16 protein-coding genes are annotated in these 18,308 nt (G+C 60.9%); 13 read left to right on the plus strand and 3 right to left on the minus strand.

Annotated elements, in window-relative coordinates:
* The first annotated feature begins 27 nt into the window (after window positions 1-27).
* The 4 genes from AC27VE_RS11885 to clsB all read left to right on the plus strand — a co-directional run bounded on the left by AC27VE_RS11885 (window position 28) and on the right by clsB (window position 4,874).
* The gene (locus tag AC27VE_RS11885; protein ID WP_088588602.1) at window positions 28-699 is read left to right on the plus strand and encodes a DUF502 domain-containing protein; all 672 of its coding nucleotides are present in this window, start codon (window positions 28-30) and stop codon (window positions 697-699) included.
* A 40-nt stretch (window positions 700-739) separates the two neighbouring features.
* Entirely contained in the window at window positions 740-2,527 is a 1,788-nt protein-coding gene (gene aspS / locus AC27VE_RS11890; protein ID WP_488703946.1) for an aspartate--tRNA ligase, read from the plus strand.
* Window positions 2,528-2,799: 272 nt separating this feature from the next.
* On the plus strand, window positions 2,800-3,666 hold the full coding sequence (locus tag AC27VE_RS11895) for an endonuclease/exonuclease/phosphatase family protein (RefSeq protein WP_006222931.1): 867 nt from the start codon (window positions 2,800-2,802) through the stop codon (window positions 3,664-3,666).
* The gene (clsB, locus tag AC27VE_RS11900; RefSeq protein WP_427962398.1) at window positions 3,663-4,874 is read left to right on the plus strand and encodes a cardiolipin synthase ClsB; all 1,212 of its coding nucleotides are present in this window, start codon (window positions 3,663-3,665) and stop codon (window positions 4,872-4,874) included. The genes AC27VE_RS11895 and clsB overlap by 4 nt, the downstream gene beginning before the upstream one ends.
* Window positions 4,875-4,896: 22 nt before the next feature.
* Here clsB and AC27VE_RS11905 read toward each other — a convergent pair whose 3' ends face one another.
* The 3 genes from AC27VE_RS11905 to AC27VE_RS11915 all read right to left on the minus strand — a co-directional run bounded on the left by AC27VE_RS11905 (window position 4,897) and on the right by AC27VE_RS11915 (window position 7,833).
* Window positions 4,897-5,766: a DMT family transporter gene (locus AC27VE_RS11905; protein WP_169273431.1), complete on the minus strand. Its 870-nt coding sequence runs from the start codon at window positions 5,764-5,766 to the stop codon at window positions 4,897-4,899.
* Between the two features lie 45 nt (window positions 5,767-5,811).
* A complete protein-coding gene (locus AC27VE_RS11910) occupies window positions 5,812-7,164 on the minus strand; it encodes an MFS transporter (protein WP_006222928.1) in 1,353 nt (450 codons plus the stop codon).
* Between the two features lie 99 nt (window positions 7,165-7,263).
* Window positions 7,264-7,833, minus strand: a complete 570-nt coding sequence (locus tag AC27VE_RS11915; protein ID WP_006222927.1) for an SRPBCC family protein — start codon at window positions 7,831-7,833, stop codon at window positions 7,264-7,266.
* Between the two features lie 205 nt (window positions 7,834-8,038).
* Between AC27VE_RS11915 and AC27VE_RS11920 the strand changes: the two genes are divergently transcribed.
* The 9 genes from AC27VE_RS11920 to AC27VE_RS11960 all read left to right on the plus strand — a co-directional run bounded on the left by AC27VE_RS11920 (window position 8,039) and on the right by AC27VE_RS11960 (window position 18,306).
* Window positions 8,039-9,022, plus strand: a complete 984-nt coding sequence (locus AC27VE_RS11920) for a glycosyltransferase family 2 protein (protein ID WP_488703947.1) — start codon at window positions 8,039-8,041, stop codon at window positions 9,020-9,022.
* Entirely contained in the window at window positions 9,012-9,890 is an 879-nt protein-coding gene (locus AC27VE_RS11925) for a class I SAM-dependent methyltransferase (RefSeq protein ID WP_488703948.1), read from the plus strand. The genes AC27VE_RS11920 and AC27VE_RS11925 overlap by 11 nt, the downstream gene beginning before the upstream one ends.
* Window positions 9,891-11,132, plus strand: a complete 1,242-nt coding sequence (locus AC27VE_RS11930; protein ID WP_488703949.1) for a polysaccharide pyruvyl transferase family protein — start codon at window positions 9,891-9,893, stop codon at window positions 11,130-11,132.
* Window positions 11,119-12,462 (plus strand): Coenzyme F420 hydrogenase/dehydrogenase, beta subunit C-terminal domain, encoded by a 1,344-nt coding sequence (locus tag AC27VE_RS11935; RefSeq protein WP_488703950.1) that lies wholly within the window; start codon window positions 11,119-11,121, stop codon window positions 12,460-12,462. The genes AC27VE_RS11930 and AC27VE_RS11935 overlap by 14 nt, the downstream gene beginning before the upstream one ends.
* Window positions 12,462-13,238, plus strand: coding sequence for a polysaccharide deacetylase family protein (locus tag AC27VE_RS11940; protein WP_488703951.1), 777 nt, complete (start codon window positions 12,462-12,464; stop codon window positions 13,236-13,238). Before AC27VE_RS11935 ends, AC27VE_RS11940 begins: the two co-directional genes overlap by 1 nt.
* Entirely contained in the window at window positions 13,235-14,131 is an 897-nt protein-coding gene (locus AC27VE_RS11945; protein WP_488703952.1) for a hypothetical protein, read from the plus strand. The genes AC27VE_RS11940 and AC27VE_RS11945 overlap by 4 nt, the downstream gene beginning before the upstream one ends.
* Window positions 14,128-16,029: a hypothetical protein gene (locus tag AC27VE_RS11950; RefSeq protein ID WP_488703953.1), complete on the plus strand. Its 1,902-nt coding sequence runs from the start codon at window positions 14,128-14,130 to the stop codon at window positions 16,027-16,029. The genes AC27VE_RS11945 and AC27VE_RS11950 overlap by 4 nt, the downstream gene beginning before the upstream one ends.
* Window positions 16,030-16,095: 66 nt before the next feature.
* The gene (locus AC27VE_RS11955) at window positions 16,096-17,106 is read left to right on the plus strand and encodes a Wzz/FepE/Etk N-terminal domain-containing protein (RefSeq protein ID WP_488703954.1); all 1,011 of its coding nucleotides are present in this window, start codon (window positions 16,096-16,098) and stop codon (window positions 17,104-17,106) included.
* 6 nt (window positions 17,107-17,112) lie between these two features.
* Window positions 17,113-18,306, plus strand: a complete 1,194-nt coding sequence (locus AC27VE_RS11960) for a hypothetical protein (protein WP_488703955.1) — start codon at window positions 17,113-17,115, stop codon at window positions 18,304-18,306.
* The last annotated feature ends 2 nt before the right edge of the window (window positions 18,307-18,308 follow it).

Raw genomic sequence — 18,308 nt, forward strand, 5'->3', positions numbered from 1 at the left:
GATCGTCTACGGCGTAGATCGCACGCCATGCGGATGCGCCTCATCAAAAAGTACTTCATCACCGGCCTGCTGATCTGGGTTCCCCTGGTCATCACGGTGTGGGTGCTGGGTCTGCTGGTCGCCACCCTGGAAGGGTTCGTGCCTGGCTTCCTGTCGTCCGAATCGCTATTCGGCATCGACATCCCCGGCTTCCGCTTCGTCCTGGTCATTGTGGTGGTGCTGATGACGGGCGTGTTTGCGGCAAACCTGATCGGCCGTACCATGGTGGACCAGTGGGAAAACCTGCTGGGCCGCATTCCGTTGGTGCGCTCGATCTACAACTCGGTCAAGCAGGTCAGCGATACGGTGCTTGCCCCGAACGGCCAGGCGTTCCGCCGTGCGGTGCTCGTGCAATACCCGCGCGCGGGCTCCTGGACCATTGCTTTTGTCACCGGCACGCCCAGCGGTGAAGTGGCCAGCCTGTTGCCCGGCGACCACATCAGCGTGTATGTGCCGACGACACCGAACCCCACGTCCGGCTTCTTCCTGATGGTGCCTCGCGCTGACGCGATCGACCTTCAGATGAGCGTGGACGCGGCACTGAAGTACATCGTTTCCATGGGCGTTGTCGCCCCGGCCCAGGCGCCCGCGCCCGTGGACCGGCCGGCCCCGCTCTCTCCGGCGCCTGGCGTGCAAGACGCGCCTCGCGCCGATTCGTAACCCTTACGCTCAAACTAAGCACACAACGGAGTCATCCCGCATGCGTACCTGCTACACCGGCCAGGTTTGCCGTGACCATCTCGGCCAGACCGTCACCCTGTACGGCTGGGTGAACCGCCGCCGCGACCACGGCGGGGTCATCTTCATCGACTTGCGCGACCGCGCGGGCCTGGCCCAGATCGTGTTTGATCCGGACAACGCCGCCTTCGCCACCGCCGAACGCCTGCGCAACGAATTCTGCGTCCGCGTCACCGGCCTGGTGCGCGAGCGTCCGGCCGGTACCGCCAACAGCGAACTGGCTTCGGGTGAAATCGAAGTGCTGTGCAAGGAAGTCGAGATCCTGAACGCGTCGGTCACGCCGCCGTTCCAGCTGGACGACGACAACCTGTCGGAAACGACCCGCCTGACGCACCGCGTGCTGGACCTGCGCCGCCCGCAGATGCAGCGCAACCTGATGCTGCGCTACCGCGTGTCGATCGAAACGCGCAAGTTCCTGGACCAGTTGGGCTTCATCGACATCGAAACCCCGATGCTGGCCAAGAGCACGCCGGAAGGCGCGCGCGACTACCTGGTGCCCTCGCGTGTGAACGCCGGCCACTTCTTCGCGCTGCCGCAGTCGCCGCAGCTGTTCAAGCAGATGCTGATGGTGTCGGGCTTTGACCGCTACTACCAGATCACCAAGTGCTTCCGCGACGAAGACCTGCGCGCTGACCGCCAGCCCGAATTCACCCAGATCGACTGCGAAACCTCGTTCCTGAACGAGTTCGAGATCCGTGAAATCTTCGAAAACCTGATCCGCCACGTGTTCAAGGTGGTGCAGGGCGTCGAGCTGGCGTCGCCGTTCCCCATCATGCCGTGGACGGAAGCGATGCGCCGCTACGGTTCGGACAAGCCGGACCTGCGTGTGAAGCTCGAATTCACCGACATCACCGACGTGATGCGCGATGTGGACTTCAAGGTGTTCGCCGCCGCCGCTACGGCGCCCGGCAGCCGTGTGGTCGCCCTGCGCGTGCCCGGCGGTGCGGAAATGTCCCGTAGCGAAATCGATGCCTACACGCAGTTCGTCGGCATCTACGGCGCAAAGGGCCTGGCCTACATCAAGGTCAACGAAGTGGCCAAGGGCCGTGACGGCCTGCAATCGCCCATCGTCAAGAACCTGCACGACGCTGCGCTGGCTGAACTGGTCAAGCGCACCGGCGTGCAAGACGGCGACATCATTTTCTTCGGCGCGGATCGCGAGAAGGTCGTCAACGACGCCATCGGCGCGCTGCGCGTGAAGATCGGCCACAGCGAATTCGGCAAGAAGACCGGCCTGTTCGAAGCCGGTTGGCAGCCGCTGTGGGTGGTCGACTTCCCGATGTTCGAATACGACGAGGAAGACGGCCGCTACACCGCCGCCCACCACCCGTTCACCAGCCCGAAGGATGGCCACGAAGACTTCCTGGAAACCGATCCCAGCAAGGCGTTCGCCAAGGCCTACGACATGGTGCTGAACGGTTGGGAAATTGGCGGCGGCTCGGTCCGTATCCACCGCGAAGAAGTCCAGAGCAAGGTGTTCCGCGCGCTGAAGATCGGCGCCGAGGAAGCCCGCGAGAAGTTCGGCTACCTGCTGGATGCGCTGCAGTACGGCGCGCCTCCGCATGGCGGCATCGCCTTCGGCCTGGACCGCATCGTCACGATGATGACCGGCGCCGAATCGATCCGCGATGTGATCGCCTTCCCGAAGACGCAGCGCGCGCAGGATCTGCTGACGCAAGCGCCGTCGGAAGTCGATGAAAAGCAACTGCGCGAATTGCACATTCGGTTGCGTAACGTCGACAATAAGTAATCCCCCCCCGAGGCGCCGGGGCGCCTCCCCCCCAGGGGGGCGCCTCGCGGGACCGGCGGAGCCGGATCCTCGGCGGCCCGGCTTGGGGCAGCACTTGCTTGCGCAGTGCTGCGCTCTTTGAGCGGCTGGCCTTGCGGTGAGCATCTTTTTGTTGCGGCAAGGGTTCGCTGAATTGGAGTAATCTGGCAAACGCCGCTTTCCGGCGGTGCTTGCCAGAGTCGCTCTTGGGCCTGGCTAGTGGTTCCTCTGCTTTCAAAGGCGCCATCGCTTTTATGTCGCTCATCCGTGTCGTCAGCTACAACATCCACAAGGGCCGTTCGGCATTGGGCCGGCGCGACTCCCTGAATGAACTGCGCTTAGGGCTTTACGGCCTGCGCCCCGACCTTGTCTTCCTGCAGGAAGTCCAAGGCCGCAACGAGCAGAAATCCCTGCTCGACGCCCAACACGAATCCCTTGCCGCCGCCTTGCGCCTGGATGTGGCCTATGGCCGCAACGCCATCCGCCACGCGACGGACCATGGCAACGCGCTGCTCTCGCGCTTTCCCATTCTTGATCACGAAAACCTGGACATCTCCGACCATCGACTGGAGCAACGCGGCCTGCTGCATGCGCGCGTCGAGCTCGATGGCCGGGCGGTGCATTGCTTCGTGGTGCACTTGGGCCTGTTCGCCGGCAGCCGCACCCGCCAGGTCCTGGCGTTGACCGAGCGTATCCGGCGCATGGTGCCGGACGGCGAGCCCATCCTGATTGCGGGCGATTTCAACGACTGGAATGACCGGCTTGCGCCGCTGTTTGTGCAGCAGCTTGGCCTGTACGAAGTGTTCTCGCATGCACCGCGCAGCCATGGCGGTGAATTGCCGCGCCTGCGTGATTCCGTCAAACGGCTGAGCAATGCGCTGCGAGGTCTGCCCAATAGCGGCCTGTCCGTCATGGAACGCAACAATCAGCTGGGCATGGAGGGCAGTTCGCGCCTGCTGCTGCCGCCGCCCCGGACCTTCCCGGCCGTGTTCCCGTGGTTCCGTCTGGACCGCATCTACCAGCGCGGCTTCGCCGTGCGCAGCGCTCGTGTGCTGCGCGGCCGCGAATGGGCGCGGCTATCCGATCACTCTCCGTTGCTGGCCGAACTGGAACTCCCGTGAAGGCCGAGCAGGTCAAGCTGGAATGGACCGACGGCAACAGCATCCGCCTGTTGCAGAATGGCGCCGATTTCTTTCCCGCGCTGTGCGCGGCCATCGATGCCGCCCAGTTCAGCGTGCATCTGGAAACCTATATCTTCATGCTGGACCGCACCGGGTTGCGGGTGCTGGAATGCCTGACCGCGGCAGCCCGCCGTGGGGTGAAGGTGCGTGTCGTGCTGGATGGCTTCGGCAGCGCGATGAACGTCGACGCCGTACGCGCAAGGCTGCTTGAAGCCGGCGCGCAATGCCGCATTTTCCGGCCCGAACCGCGGTGGTTCGCGCGTCTGATCCCGTCGCGCAGCCGCTTGCGACGGCTGCATCGGAAGGTCACCATCGTGGATGGACGCATCGCGTTCATCGGCGGCATCAACGTCATCGACGACTACGACGATCTGGACCCCACGGACGGCATCTCGGCGCCGCGCTTCGACTTCGCCGTGCAGGTGGAAGGACCGCTGGTCACCGATGCGGCCTACGCGCAAGACCTGCTGTGGGTGCGCCTGAACTGGGCGCGCCTGCGGCGCCACCCGCGCGACTGGAACCGCATGCGGCTGACCAAGCCGCACCATGCCCCTGTCGCCCCATGCGGCACGTTGCGGGCGGCGCTGGTGTTGCGCGACAACCTGCGCTACCGGCAGACGTTCGAACGCGCCTACCTGTACGGCATCACGCAGGCGCGCCGCGACATCCTGATCGCCAACGCGTACTTCTTTCCGGGTCGCCAGTTCCGCCGTGCGCTGGCAAAAGCCGCCGCCCGCGGCGTGCGGGTACGGCTGCTGCTGCAAGGCAAGGTCGAATACCGCATGCAGTACCACGCCACCCGGTCGCTGTATGACCAACTGCTGCGCGACGGTATCGAGATCTATGAATACATGCCGAGCTACCTGCACGCCAAGGTCGCGGTCATCGACAACGTGGCTACCGTGGGCTCGTCCAACCTGGACCCCTTCAGCCTGCTGCTGGCGCGCGAGGCCAACGTCGTCGTGGACGACCAGCCCTTCGCCTGGGACTTGCAGGAGCGCCTGGAGACGGCCATCCGAGACGGCGGCCACTTCATCCGCCCGCTGGAATACCAGCGCCGCGGCTGGGTGCGGCGCTGGGTGGATGCGGCGTCCTACACCCTGCTGCGCATCGGTGTGGCGCTGACGGGCACCTCGGATAAGTACTGAGCGCGCGGCTCAAGCGCGAGGTTCACACGCGCCGCTTGATCAGCCCCAGCGCCAGCGCGGTGCCCACCAGAATGATGGCGGCGCCCACCGCGATGGACGGCGTGATGCGCTCGTCCAGGAACCACGCACCCCACACCACGCCGAAGATCGGCACCAGGAAGGTCACGCTGACGGCGCCGGTCGGACCGACGTTGGCGATCAGGCGGAAGAAGATGATGTAGGCCGCGCCAGTGCACACGACGGCCAGCAGGATGGTGGAGATCCACGCCGCCATCGAGGCGGGTGTTTCAGGCCAGGCGGAGATGGCCAGCGGCAGCAGCACGAGCGACGCGGCGATCATGCTGCCGGTGGCGCTGGCCAGGGCGTCCACGCCGGTCAGAAAGCGTTTGGTCCAGTTCGCGGCGATGCCGTAGAAGATGGGCGCCGATACGGCGGCCAGCACCGCCGGCCCCGTGCCGCCTGCCTGGAAGTTCAGCTTGTCCCACACCAGCACGATAATGCCCAGGAACCCGATCATCAGGCCCAGGGAACGCATCCATGGCAGCCTGTCCTTCAGCCAAAGCCATCCGACGACCGCGCCCCAGACGGGGGTGACCGCGTTGGCCACCGACAGGAAGCCGGCGCCCAGGGATTGGGCCGCGTAGGCGTACAGCAGGAAGGGTATGGCGGCGTTCAGGGTGCCAACCACCAGCAACGCCTTCCAGTGCCGGGCGATCACTGGCAGCTTGCCGCGCCATAGGGCGGCGGGCAGCAGGAACAGCGCGGCCAGGCCGACACGAAGCTCGATCAGCGCGATCGGACCGAAATCGCCGACGGCGACGCGCATGAACAGGAAGGAGCCGCCCCAGACCGCCGCAAGCAGCAGCAGGTCCAGCAGATTGCGTTGACGCATGGTTTGTCTCGGGTTTGCCCTTAGGGGGCGTGTCTGGGCTTGCGCCTATTTCCGGCTAGTGACCAGATTTTTCATCTTGACCCGATACGCCAGTAGCGCACAGGCCAATGAAAGGACGATACATAGGACGAGTCCGGCCCGCACTCCGTTTAGTACCGTGCTGTGGGAAATGATGATGCCCACTACGGCCGTGCCCAGCGCGCTGCCGATGGCGCGGGTGGTCTGCACCAGCGCCGAGGCCACGCCCACGTCGCGGCGTTCGCTCAGCATCTGCATGAAGAGCGTCAGGTTGGGCAACAGGAAGCCCAGGGCGCAGCCATTGACGAAGAAGGCGGCCAGGATCCACCAGGCGGAGGTGCCCGGAGAAATCAGCAGCACCATCAGCGTGCCGGCGGCCAGCAGCAGTCCGCCGAACACCATCAGGCGCTGCGGCTCGGTCTGCTTGGGGAACAGGCGTCCGTTGACGATGCTGCCGACCGAGATCGCCGCGACCAGCGGGGTCAGCAGCAGGCCGGCCTCGCTGGGCGTGTAGCCCAGCACCTGCTGCAGCAGCAGGGGACTGTAGAAGATCAGCACGAACATCACCGCGCCGACCATCATCGCGGCCAGGTTCAGCAGCTGGGAATCGCCGCCGGCCAGGACGCGCAGCGGAAAGATTGGCGATTTCACGCGGCGTTCGGTGGGGATCAGGATGGCGATGGCGGCCACGCCGATCAGGGCGAGGATGCCCCCCAGCAGCGGGTGCGCGTGTTCGCCGCGCGCAAAAGCTAGCTCCAGGGCTGCCAGCGGCGCGCCGACGGCCAACACCAGCAGGATGGCGCCCAACCAGTCGATCCGGCGGCTGCCGTCATGAATGGGGCGGATGCGGGGGAAGTAGCGCGCCAGCAGGAAGAAGGCGCCGGCCGCCGCGATCGGGGAAATGAAGAACGCCGCGCGCCAACCCAGCGCCTGCGTGGCCGCACCGCCCAGCACGGGGCCAATGCCGCTGGCCATGGCGAAAGCGGCGGACACCAGCGCCATCCAGCGCACGCGCTGCTTGGCGTCGGGAAACAGGTCGGCGGGCGCCGCAAACGCGGTGGCGATCATCATGCCGCCGCCGATCCCTTGCAAGGTCCGGAACACGATCAGCTGGGTCATGGACTGCGCCAGTCCACAGGCGATGGACCCCAGCGCGATGATCAGCACTGAGACCAGCATCAACGGCTTACGGCCGAACATGTCGCCCAGGCGGCCGAAGATCAGGATGGAGGCCGCGGTGGCCAGCAGGTAGCCGGTGCCGACCCAGGCGTAGAGGGCCATGCCGTTCAGCGCTTCGGCCACGCGCGGCAGCGTTGTGCTGATGATGGTGGAATCCAGCGCGGCAAGCACCACGGTCGCCGACACCCCCGCCATGGCCATCAAGAGGTCCCTGCGGGAGTGTGCGGGGTCGGTGGCTGGCGGGGTCGGTGATGGCGGCGGCGTCATGCCGCCTAGGATATCACCGGCCCACTAGGGTTTTCACTTGTAGAACGAGTGGTAACCCCAGAATACCGCGACGACCAGCAGCACCAGCACCCACGACCAGCGCGAATTGGACAGTCCGCGGGGTTCGGGCTCGGGGGGAGGGGGCGGCGGCGCCACGCGGGGTTGTTTGGCCATGTGGTCGATAAAGGCCGCGAAGAACTTCTGGATGATCTTGTCGCCCGCTTTCAGCAGCAGGCCTTCGCCGCATTCGGCCAATTTGCCGCCTGCCATGCCGGCCACGGTATAGGCCACGCGGGTGCCCTGGTCTTTGGTGCTGAGGTTGACCTGGGCGGTGCCGATGGCCAGGCAGGCGGCGCGGCCTTTGCCTTCGAACACCAGGGTACAACTGTCGGGGGCATTGACGTCAGAGAGCAGGATCTCGCCCTCGTAGTCGGTATCGATCCCCGCGATATTGGCTCGAAGGGTGACGGCATACTCGGTCGGGCTGCGCATCGCGACTTCCACGCAGCCCGGTATGCATTTCTGCAACACTCTCGGGTCGGTCAACGCATCCCATGTCTGGTGCTGCGTCGAAGGAATCCATTGGGCATCGGCAATGCGCATGGCAGTCTCCTTATCCGGCGTTGTGCGGATATTGTCTGCTCATTGCAGAGTGCTGTCACCCCCAGGGCAAGTTGGGCAAAAAAGACCGTTTACCCCGCCTAGATATCTCACCTCGGATCAACGTTTCCAACTACAATTTAGGGTTAGGCCCGCTATTCTGGGGGGCGTTGTCTCTGTCATCCGGCAGAGTTGTTCAGGGGACGTTATGTACAAGGGCTTGCAGGTAGCGGTGGTCGTTCCCTGCTATAACGAAGAACAAAAAATTGCCGATGTGTTCCGCTCGATGCCGGAATTGGTTGACCGCGTCTATCTCGTCGACGATGCGTCGCGTGATGCAAGTGTCCAAAGAGCCGAAGAGGCTGCCGTTCAGTGCGGCGTGGCCTTGATTGTCGTGCAGCAGGAAAAAAATGCGGGCGTTGGCGCTGCGATCTGCGCGGGATACAAGCGAGCCTATGCGGATAATTTCGATCTAGTAGCGGTTATGGCTGGCGACGGTCAGATGGATCCTGATGACCTGGAATCGTTGCTGGAGCCCGTTGCCGCCGGATATGCAGATTACGCCAAGGGGAATCGTTTCAAGGCTGCGTCGGGCGACCGGATTCCCCTGATCCGGTTATTCGGCAACTTGGTATTGTCCGCCCTGACCAAAATCGTCTCTGGGTATTGGCACGTCAGCGATACGCAGTGCGGCTACACCGTGATCAATAGGGCGGCGTTGGCCGCCGTGCGCTGGGACGACGTATATCCTCGTTATGGATGCCCGAACGATATTCTGACGCGCCTTAATGTGGCGGAAATGCGTGTGGTTGAAGTCGATGTAAAGCCCAGATACGGCGTCGACTGGAGCAGCAAAATGAAGGTCACTCGCGTCGTTTTCCCCATCCTGGGGTTGATGTGGGGGCTGTTTCTGCACCGAATGTACCGTAAGTACATATACTTGAGTGGCCACCCTATTGTCCTGTACTACTTGGCCGCAGCGCTATTTTTCTCCCTTTCCGGCGCGCTGTCCATCTATCTCATTGTCAAATGGAGCATGACAGGTGTCATCCCAATGCTGGCAATGATCATGTTCAGCACAACATTCAGCGTCACGATCCAGCTGCTGTTGAATGCGTTTGCGCTTGATTTCCAAGTTAACAAGGAGTTGTGCGTCGAGGTCCGGCGGACGAGGCCTCAGCATGTCGATTGAGCGTGGGGAGGCCGAGGGCAAGGCTTGCCCTGTCTGTCGAGGGACGGCAATCGCAAAGGTTCATGAGCTGCAGTCGCCGTATATCGAAAGCCTGTTTTATACGATATACAAGTGCAGTGATTGCGGACATCGCTACGCGGGCGGTCCGATTTCCCAGGAAATCCTTGACCAGGTATATGGCGCTGCGTTTCATTCAACCAGCCAGCAACGGGCGGCGGGCCCGGGCTCCTCGATATCCATCAATGCGAGACAGCGCGTACGCTGGTTGACGGAAAATGGTCTACGCGGAAAATTGCTGGATGTAGGGTCGGGTCGCGGTTACTTCGTGAAAGCGGCGTCTTCAGCCTTCGAAGCTCAAGGCATCGATTACTCGAAAAATGCCACGGAGTATGGGCGGGAACTCGGTATATGCCTTTCGAGCGGCGATTTCCTCGAGGCAGATTATGCTCCCGGATACTTCGACGTCTTGACATTCTGGGATGTCCTCGCAAGCATGACAAATGTGCATGAGACCATACGGAAGTCGGTCCAGCTCCTGCGGCAAGGCGGGCATGCGATTTTTACCTTGCCGATGGGGGATTCACTTGCTTGCCGCATTGCAGGGCCACGCTGGCCGCTGTGGATCCCGCCCGTGAACCTGCATTATTTCTCGAAAAATAGTGTCAACGCACTATTGAACAAGCATGGTTTCGAAGTTGTGCGGATGGAGTATCTGGCGAAGCGGGTTTCTGCCAATTTTCTACTATTGAAATTGGCGCGTAGCTTTGGATTGAAGCGTCTGGAAGCGCCGTTGGCAGGCGCTTCGTTCTCGTGGGCGATTCCGGTCAACTTGGGCGATATCCTGACGGTGATGGCAAGAAAGGTATAAATGAGTATTTCCCGTTTCGTGATAACAGGGGTCACTTTGAGTGGCAATATGGGTGGTGCTGCCATGCTTTCAGCCGCATTGCAGCAACTCCGTCGCCGCTATCCCGGCGCACGCTTCCAATTGCTCAGCATTTATCCCGAGGCGGACCGCGCCATCGGCGGCGATGCGGATCTCGAAATCATTGATGCCCGGCCGCTGCGCCTGCTTGCGTGGTACATGCCGCTGGCGCTTCTCGCCTGCCTAGGCGGGTGGCTGCGTCGGTCGATGGCGCGGCACAGCTCATTCTTTGGCGCAGTCGCGGCAGCGGATGCTGTGATCGACTTATCGGGCATTGCCTTCGTAGACAAGCGTGGCCTGCCATTGCTTTGGTACAACCTGTCGTGCGCCCTGCCCGGCATCGTGTGGGGCAAGCCGGTGTTCAAGCTGTCGCAAGCATTGGGGCCATTCCGCACCTATGCGAATCGGCTGGCCGCGCGCCTGCTGTTGCCCCGCTGTGCTGCGGTGATCGCACGAGGCGAGCAGAGCCGGCAGTTCTTGGTGCAATTGGGTATGCGGGATGCGGAGGCACTGCCTGATGTGTCGTTCGCGATGAATATCCCACCAGAAATCGAGGCTGAGGCGCGAGCTTGCTTTCGGGATATGGCGGCGCAGGAGCGACCATGGATTGTCGTTTCGCCCAGCCAGGTCGTGAGCAGGTTGTGCCGGAGCCGGGGCATCGATTTTCTGGGCCAGATGGCCGCCTTTGTCGAGACGCTTCTGAAGCGGTATGACGCGAACGTCCTGATATTGCCGCATAGTCTTGGTACCGGGGCGAGCAAGAACAACGATATCGACCTTTGCCAGCAGCTTCATGCACGTCTGCATGGGCATGCGCAGGTATATATGCATGTGCCTCGGCAGGACCCGGTGTTGCTACGCGCCTTGATCGGACAGGCGGATTTCTTCATAGGTTGCAGGTTTCACGCGGTCGTTGCGGCCCTGATCATGTGCGTGCCGACATTGATACTGGGCTGGAGTCATAAGTATCGCGAGATGGCGCAGGGCTTCGATGCCGATATTCCAAGCATGGACTTCGCAAATTTTTCCAAGGATGCGCTGGCGGATATGTTCGATAGCGCATGGCAGCGCCGAGTGGTCACGCGTGAGCGGTTGGTCAACAATGGTCCGATGATCAAGGCGGGGGCGATACGCAATTTCGATATCGTCGAACGCGAATTGGGGACAACGCATGCGCGTCACTGAATTGCCCACCGCTGTGGTGGATAAGGGCCTGTGTATCGGCTGTGGTGTATGCACCGCGGCTAACGCCGGACGCAGCCAGCCGCTGGTTCGCATGACATACAGCGCCAAGCATGATCATGCGATACCTATCGTTGTCGATGATGGGCGGGAAGCGCCGGAAGTGGCCTGTCCTGGCGCGGAAATGCATATGCCCGATATCGCGCGGCAGAAGTACGGCCATGAGCCCGCGGATAGCTGGGTCGGCGAACATGTGCGGATTCGCGCGGCGTATGCCGCAGATGCGGACGTACGTCGAAGGGCGGCTTCGGGCGGTGTGACGGCAGGACTTCTGGGACACCTGTTCGACCAGGGAGCGATCGATGTGGCCTACTGTGTCGTATCGGAAGGCAATCCCAATACCCGTGCCGGGACGATCATACGCAACCGTGCCGGATTGGAGAGCATCCATGGCTCCGTGTATCAACCCGCGGTGCTAGGCAACGAGTTGCAGGCGCTGATCGAGGGAGACGAACGGTTCGCGTTCGTGGGCTTGCCATGTGAAGTGGCCGCGTTGGAGCGAATGAAAGCGGTCGATGCACGGTTGGCCGCACGCCATGTTCTCTCCATCGGCTTGTTCTGCGGCGGTATAAACCGCTTCGGTGGCATTGACTATTATCTTCGAAAGTTCGGTGTTTCCCTGCAAGCGTCGCAGGGCATCGATTATCGGTATGGCGCTTGGCCGGGCAAGATCAGGCTGGTGGATAACGCCGGAAAAGCGCATGAGGTTGCGCGCATCCGAGGAAATTCACGTTGGAACATTCTGCGCTATGTCGTGGCGTTCCAAGGCTATTGGATGCTGGCGCGGTGCCGGATGTGCCCCGACCAGATCAGCGACTTCGCAGACATCGCGGTGGGGGATCCGCATCTGCCCAGATTCCGCTCCAAGCAAGGGTTGGGCTATTCGGCAGTGGTCGTACGGAACGAACGCGGATTGCGCTGGTATGAAGGAGCGCTCAATGCGGGCGTGCTGCAGGATGAACGACTGGGCCGCGAAGAGTTGATTGAATCACAAGGCTATACGCTTGATAACCGGCGCCATGCGAAGGCATACGTCCGGGTGGCCGGATGGCTGGGTATGTCCGTGCCGGATCTGTCGACCTATCAGGACTTCGATCGTCCTGCCTTCAAGCATTACAAGTATGCTTTTGTGGATCTGCTCAAGATCCGCTTGAGGAATGTTCGCATGCTGCGGCCGCTTTATATTCCATTGCAAGTGTTCGAATATCTGTTCATAACCTTGGCGCCACGTATTTTCGTCAAACGTCTCATGAATCTTTTTTCGAATAAATAATGTCGTTCTGGCACAGAGATTACCTGTCTCTTATTGAGTCGCTCGGCGCCGCGCGAAAGCGTCTGGGTGGGCTGGAAGATTTCCTGCGAGCTGAAGAGAAGCAGGGGCGGGTAATCCTGCGCCATGATGTGGACCGCCGCCCCGCGAAGTCGTGTGCGTTGGCTCGCCTGGAGCGTGCTGCCGGCGTTCGAAGCACGTATTACTTCCGCGTAACCGCAGCAGGAGAGTTTCCGGCTGCTGCCATTGCCGACATCGCCGGCAACGGTCACGAGATCGGTTACCACTACGAGGATCTGAGCGCATGCGGGGGAGACCGTGCACAGGCGTTGGCGCGCTTTCATCGCAATCTTGCCGAGCTCCGTAAGCTGGCGCCATGTACGACGGTAAGCATGCACGGCGCACCGCTCAGCAGGTATGACAACCAAGACCTGTTGCATGCCAGTGACCTGGAGCGCGCAGGCCTGCTTGGCGATGCCGTCGCCTCTGTGCGCTCCTTCAGCCCCTTCTACCTTACCGATACCGGTGGCCGATGGCTGGCTACGCAGTCGAACCTGCGCGATCGCGTCGGGGATGCATGGCCGCATGACGCCTTGCCGGACGCCGGCCAGGCATTTCAACGCTTCATTACGCAGGCGACCAGGCCGCTTTACATAAGCACACATCCGGAAAGATGGAGCGCCTCGCTTGTCGACTACTGGGGAGTGAAAGCGTTGGATCTGGCGGCCAACAGTGTCAAGCGAGCATTGCGCGCCGCACGCCCTGCCGCACGCTCATGAAAGACCGCCGCCGAATTCAGTATGCACTGTCTATCGTAAAGCGATGCTGGACCGGGGTGGTTCTTTTGGCCCTGGGACTTTACGTCTGGAAGAACGGCGCACACATCACCGCGACGCTCGCGGCTATTCCTAAAATCTACCTAATCGCCGCGTTCTTCTGCATCCTGGCCGGTAAGTTCTCGGCCCTCTTCCTGATGCAGGCGTCGTTACGGATGTCGATGCCTGCAGCGCCAGGTTGGCGGGCCAGTTCCTGGATCTACGTTTCTTCTGATGTGGCGAAGTACATGCCTGGCGGTGTGTGGGCAATCGTTGGCCGGGTGGTGCACTACAGAAACCTGGGCCTGTCGGCCGGTGCCATCTCGAAGGCCCTTTTGCTGGAAAACCTGGGCTTCGGTGTCACCGCCCTGGTGTTGGGAACACCGATCGTCGTAGCCATGGCGTCCAAGGCCGGCTGGCTGGGCGGTCTGGGATGGTCGGCGATCGCTGCGGTCATGGCCATTCTGGTCTGGGCCGGAATGAGGTTGCTGCGCCACAGAGGTATCGCGGTCTCGCGGACCAGCGTCGGGATTGGTGGCCTGGCGCTGGCAGTGATGACGCTGGGCTGGGTTGCCATGGGCACGTCTTTTTTTCTGCTGCTGGCCACATCCGGCGGCTGGATTGACTGGCTATGGACGGTCGGCACGTATGCCGTTGCCTTTACTGCCGGCATGGTCGCGATCTTTGCGCCTGCGGGAGCAGGTGTACGCGAGGGAGTGCTGGCGCTGGCCGGGCAGATGCATGGTATTTCCGCAGCCATGATGCTGGATGCTGCTTTGCTGAATCGCGCCCTTTGGGTCGTGGCGGATGTCTGCTTTTTCGGCTTATTCCTGGTTGTGAGGGCGACAAAAAAATGACCGCTTACTATCTGCTGCAGCATATGCTCCTGGCGCTTGGTCTGGCGTTATGCGCTGGCACTGGGGCGAGATGGTTCCATGTGAGTATGGCGCCGCGCATGCTGCTCGCTGCTGCGCTGACGCCGCAGGTCATAGGCTTGTGCGTAATGGCGTTGGCCATGTCCGGAGTGTCCATGCCCGGCGTCTATGCCCATCTGCCAACCGTACTTGGCCTCGGCCTGATCGGGTTGGGCAGCCGCAGCGGAACTGTGTACCGGAGGATCCGGCAGGCGGTTTCGCAGTTGAATATTAGTACAGCGATAATCGCCTGCGTCGCAGCGTTGGTTCTAATCCAGCTGATTTTCATCATCGTAGAAAATGCACGGACCTTGAATCCGCTGGCGCATGACTTCAACGTATATTTGACGGGAGCGAAGAAATTTGCGGCCATGCCATCCGTGGAGGCGATGCCTAGCTTCTTTGGCAAAGTGGGCGACATTATTGTCGTCCATCCGCATTCGTTTATCTACGAATCCTATTTTTCGCATGCGTTGCTGCTGGCTGGTCCGGATACGGCCTTCCCGCCCCTCGACTTTCTGCCACGCCTGGGCCAGCAGCTCACGATGGTCTATCTCTGTTTCGCATTGTTTGGCACGGCCCTCGCCATGGGGGCGCGGTGGGGGGCCGTCGCGGCGGTATGCCTAGCACTGTATATTCCCTGGGTCTATTACATCGTCGGCGCGCTGAGTCGGGATGGTTTTCGCATGGTGCCGGTGCTGGGCTACCTTGTGTTGCTGGGCTCGCTGTGCCTGAACGTTCGTAGCGCGATGCTGCGGCGTGGACTGCTTGCTGGCGCCTATGCAGCTTTGGCTGTCATGTCCCACACGCTGGGGCTAATGCTGATCGGGCTTACCAGCTTCTTCATCCTGGGCTATGCCGTCATCCGTAACAGACCGGGATGGAAGGCCGCGGCCCAATATGCGCTACCCGTGCTTGTCCTGGTTGCGCTATCGACGCTTAGATATGTCGAATATTATCGGGAAACCGGTAATTTCATGGGCTATGGGCTGCAATATTCCATCTATCGTGGCACGTGGTTGGAGCCGCTGCTCGCAGCAGCCTGGACGAGCAATCATTTCGATGGTTGGGAGGCGCTAGGTGTCCTGTTGGATCGCTATGACCAGCATCTGCAGCTGACGGCGGTAGTGATCGGGTTGCTCGCAGTTCTGTTGGCGAAAGGGCGAGGTCGAATCGCCTATCGTTGTATCGGCCTGGCATTGTGCGGCCCACTGCTGGTCGCCCTGTCCGGGCTGATCGATCACACGGGAATCAACTTGCGCAATGCCTTGATCGCAAACGAGCGGTACGCTCTTTCATATTTTCTTCTATCGGCATTGCTGGTGGGGGCGGGTCTGGCAATGCTGGGACGCACCCTGGCAGCGAGGTTTCCGGTGAGCGGGGGGTGGCGCCAGGCGGCGGCGGTTTTGGTCACTCTGTTCGCGGCATGGCTTGCCCACGAGTCGCTACTGAGTCCGCGATGGCTGAGCTTCAAGCCGTTCACCGAGGACCTGGCGCAGATAAATTTTCTGAAACGGACGGCGAATTGCCTAAGTTCCCAGGGCAACTGGCTGGTCGATGACGATGGATGGAACCCGTATTTTGCAGATCGTCCTCCCGCGTTCGTATATACCCAGCCGGTGCGTCCGCTGTTACTCGCCGAGAGTGAGGAGGCGGTGCGCGGCGTGCTGACAGAGATGCGGATACAGGCGGTTGCCTTTATCTACAGCCCAGAAATCTGGAAGGCCAGCCCGCTCTATACAGTCTTAGAGCACGGCTGGATCCGCGTGCCTATGAAAGGCTCGCGCGATCGCGAAGTTTGGTTGACACATGATATGGCGCAATGTGTCAATTTGAAATAGTATCCATCAAGATGCCGAGAGCTTACAACGCATCGGTTTTCTACAAATATCTGAACAACTTATTCCATGAATTCCGATCTTTCGGCACCTGACGACGAAATAGACTTGGGCGCGCTGATGCGCAGTATATGGCGGGGGAAATGGATCATCGCCGTAGCGATGATTCTCGGCGCCGCTAGCGGTTATTTTTACTCGCTGAAGCAGGGCAACGAATATTCGATAGAAGTCTATCCACCCACGGCAGGTGATTTGTCGGCGCTTACGATTGCGTTTCCGTATGCGCCAGGTGTCCTCATGTTTATACCCGAGCCAAAGGATGTGTTCGGTCAATATATGAGAGATGTGCAATCCATAGGTGTGCAACGGGACTTTCTGCAGGCCATGGCGGGCGACGCTGGTGGCTCCCGCAACGTTACTCTGGCTCAGGTGAATGCTTTTTATGAAACCCTGAAGATCAGTCCGACAAAAAAAAATGCGCCGCTGACAGGTATATCACTCGCCATTCGCGGCGATGGCGGGAACGATACCGCTCAATTGCTTGAGGCGTACGTAAAGTTTGCGGGCAAGGTCAGTGAGGCTCGTTTGAGAAATGAGGTGCTGGAAGCTCTTGCGCAGCAACTCACCGCTACGCGCCTACGGCTGGAATCCGGCGAAATTACGGCAAAGCTGGCCTTGGCGAGCTACGCGACGAAGCTAAAGGTGGCCTATGCTACTGCCAGCGCCTTGGGCTTGGAGAAGGAAGTCACCACGGAAATTGACTCGGGCTTATTGGCCGGCGAGCTGCTCTATCGGCGCGGGACCCGAGTGTTGAAGGCACAGCTGGATGCGGCCGAGCAGCCCACCCAGGCAACGATAGACGCATATTTTCCCGAGGCCCCCGGCCTGCGGGGCCGGCTCAAGTATGTGGAGCAGGCGCGTGTGGCGATGGAAACGGCTCCGTTGTCAACCTACCGGTCGGATACGATGGCGGCCAGCAGTCCAGCCAGCAAGCGACTGCTATTGACGGCACTCGGTCTGTTCGGCGGAATCATTCTCGGGGCCTGTATAGCATTGGTCGCCTGTCGCCAAAGAAAATAGGCCGACATGAAACTCAAGTTTCGAGTTCGTTCCGTGCTGGTCACGGGATTCGTACTTGCCTACCCCGTTTTTCTGCTTAACGGCGTGGTAGCGAACCTGCTCGGTGGCCGGTTTGCGATTCCGGCTCTCTATAGTGCGGGATTGGCGCTGGCGCTTGCGGCTGGGATGTGGTTGGCTACCCGCTTGCGGGCGGTCAATTCGATGGACGTGTTGTTTGCAGCCTTCATGGCGTGGGTGTTTTTCAGAGTAGCGCTTGCGTATGCTCTTGGCCACCGCAGCCTTGGTGCCCTGGCTCCCTACCTAATCATGTTGCTCTGGTATGGTGGGACATACTCGCTCGGCCGTTTCATCGAGTTCCAGAACAACAGCCGATTTTTCGTCATGCTGTTGTTGGTGTGCGTGCTGCTTTTGTTGCCATTGGTAGACTGGGCGTACCTATACATTCCGTACGAAGTCGGGGCGGATGGGGCTGCTACTGTCGGCTACCAAGGATTCGGGCGGTCCATATTCGTGATCCTGCTGCTCGCTCTGTTTGCGTTGGACAAGCCGCAGACAATGGTAGCCGTAACCATTGTCGGCGCCGGGGCACTGGGCGTCGTGGGATCGCGCAGCGAATTTTATGCATTTTCCGCCGGATGCGCGGTCGCCATTTCGCTGTTGGTATTCGCCAACCGCAAAGCTCTATTCGTCGTTGCCAGTGCAGGCATCGTAGCGATTGCCGCCGGTCTGGCCTATTGGATCGTGAGCGGCCAAAACCTCGACAATACGACCCTTCGGATCATGGAATTGTTTAGTGGCGAATCTACGTCGTTGGCGGAACGCTTGGCTTTGTTCTTCCCGATATTGCTGCCGATTGTTCAAAACGATCTGAGCTTTGCCTTTGGCGACATCTTGCGCTATGCCGATGTAACGGGCAGCACAGGTCTCTACCTGCACAATATCCTATCGGTATTGACCGATTTCGGCCTCGTCGGTCTGATACTGTACGTGAGTCTGTGCCTGTTAGCCGCTATTGAACTGATATGGGCGACCAGAGGCTATCGGAGGCTGGTCACGGTCGGTTTTGCAATCGCCTGCATCATTATGGTGCTGGGAGCCAAATCTTTGTTCTGGGCAGAGATCGCGTTGTTCTGGGGGCTGGGCGCACAATGCCGGACCGCGCGACGGAGACAGGCGGCTGCCGATGGAGCGGTCGGCTGATA

The sequence above is a fragment of the Achromobacter sp. 18P8.1.1 genome (assembly GCF_057799415.1).

Bases quoted from the DNA above. Each gene is read 5' to 3' on its own strand.
- AC27VE_RS11935 (WP_488703950.1), top strand. From the start codon at position 11,119: ATGCGCGTCACTGAATTGCCCACCGCTGTGGTGGATAAGGGCCTGTGT.
- AC27VE_RS11925 (WP_488703948.1), top strand. From the start codon at position 9,012: ATGTCGATTGAGCGTGGGGAGGCCGAGGGCAAGGCTTGCCCTGTCTGT.
- AC27VE_RS11930 (WP_488703949.1), top strand. From the start codon at position 9,891: ATGAGTATTTCCCGTTTCGTGATAACAGGGGTCACTTTGAGTGGCAAT.
- AC27VE_RS11945 (WP_488703952.1), top strand. From the start codon at position 13,235: ATGAAAGACCGCCGCCGAATTCAGTATGCACTGTCTATCGTAAAGCGA.
- aspS (WP_488703946.1), top strand. From the start codon at position 740: ATGCGTACCTGCTACACCGGCCAGGTTTGCCGTGACCATCTCGGCCAG.
- AC27VE_RS11955 (WP_488703954.1), top strand. From the start codon at position 16,096: ATGAATTCCGATCTTTCGGCACCTGACGACGAAATAGACTTGGGCGCG.
- AC27VE_RS11895 (WP_006222931.1), top strand. From the start codon at position 2,800: ATGTCGCTCATCCGTGTCGTCAGCTACAACATCCACAAGGGCCGTTCG.
- AC27VE_RS11940 (WP_488703951.1), top strand. From the start codon at position 12,462: ATGTCGTTCTGGCACAGAGATTACCTGTCTCTTATTGAGTCGCTCGGC.
- AC27VE_RS11920 (WP_488703947.1), top strand. From the start codon at position 8,039: ATGTACAAGGGCTTGCAGGTAGCGGTGGTCGTTCCCTGCTATAACGAA.
- AC27VE_RS11960 (WP_488703955.1), top strand. From the start codon at position 17,113: ATGAAACTCAAGTTTCGAGTTCGTTCCGTGCTGGTCACGGGATTCGTA.
- AC27VE_RS11905 (WP_169273431.1), bottom strand. From the start codon at position 5,766: ATGCGTCAACGCAATCTGCTGGACCTGCTGCTGCTTGCGGCGGTCTGG.
- AC27VE_RS11910 (WP_006222928.1), bottom strand. From the start codon at position 7,164: ATGGCCATGGCGGGGGTGTCGGCGACCGTGGTGCTTGCCGCGCTGGAT.
- AC27VE_RS11915 (WP_006222927.1), bottom strand. From the start codon at position 7,833: ATGCGCATTGCCGATGCCCAATGGATTCCTTCGACGCAGCACCAGACA.
- AC27VE_RS11950 (WP_488703953.1), top strand. From the start codon at position 14,128: ATGACCGCTTACTATCTGCTGCAGCATATGCTCCTGGCGCTTGGTCTG.
- AC27VE_RS11885 (WP_088588602.1), top strand. From the start codon at position 28: ATGCGGATGCGCCTCATCAAAAAGTACTTCATCACCGGCCTGCTGATC.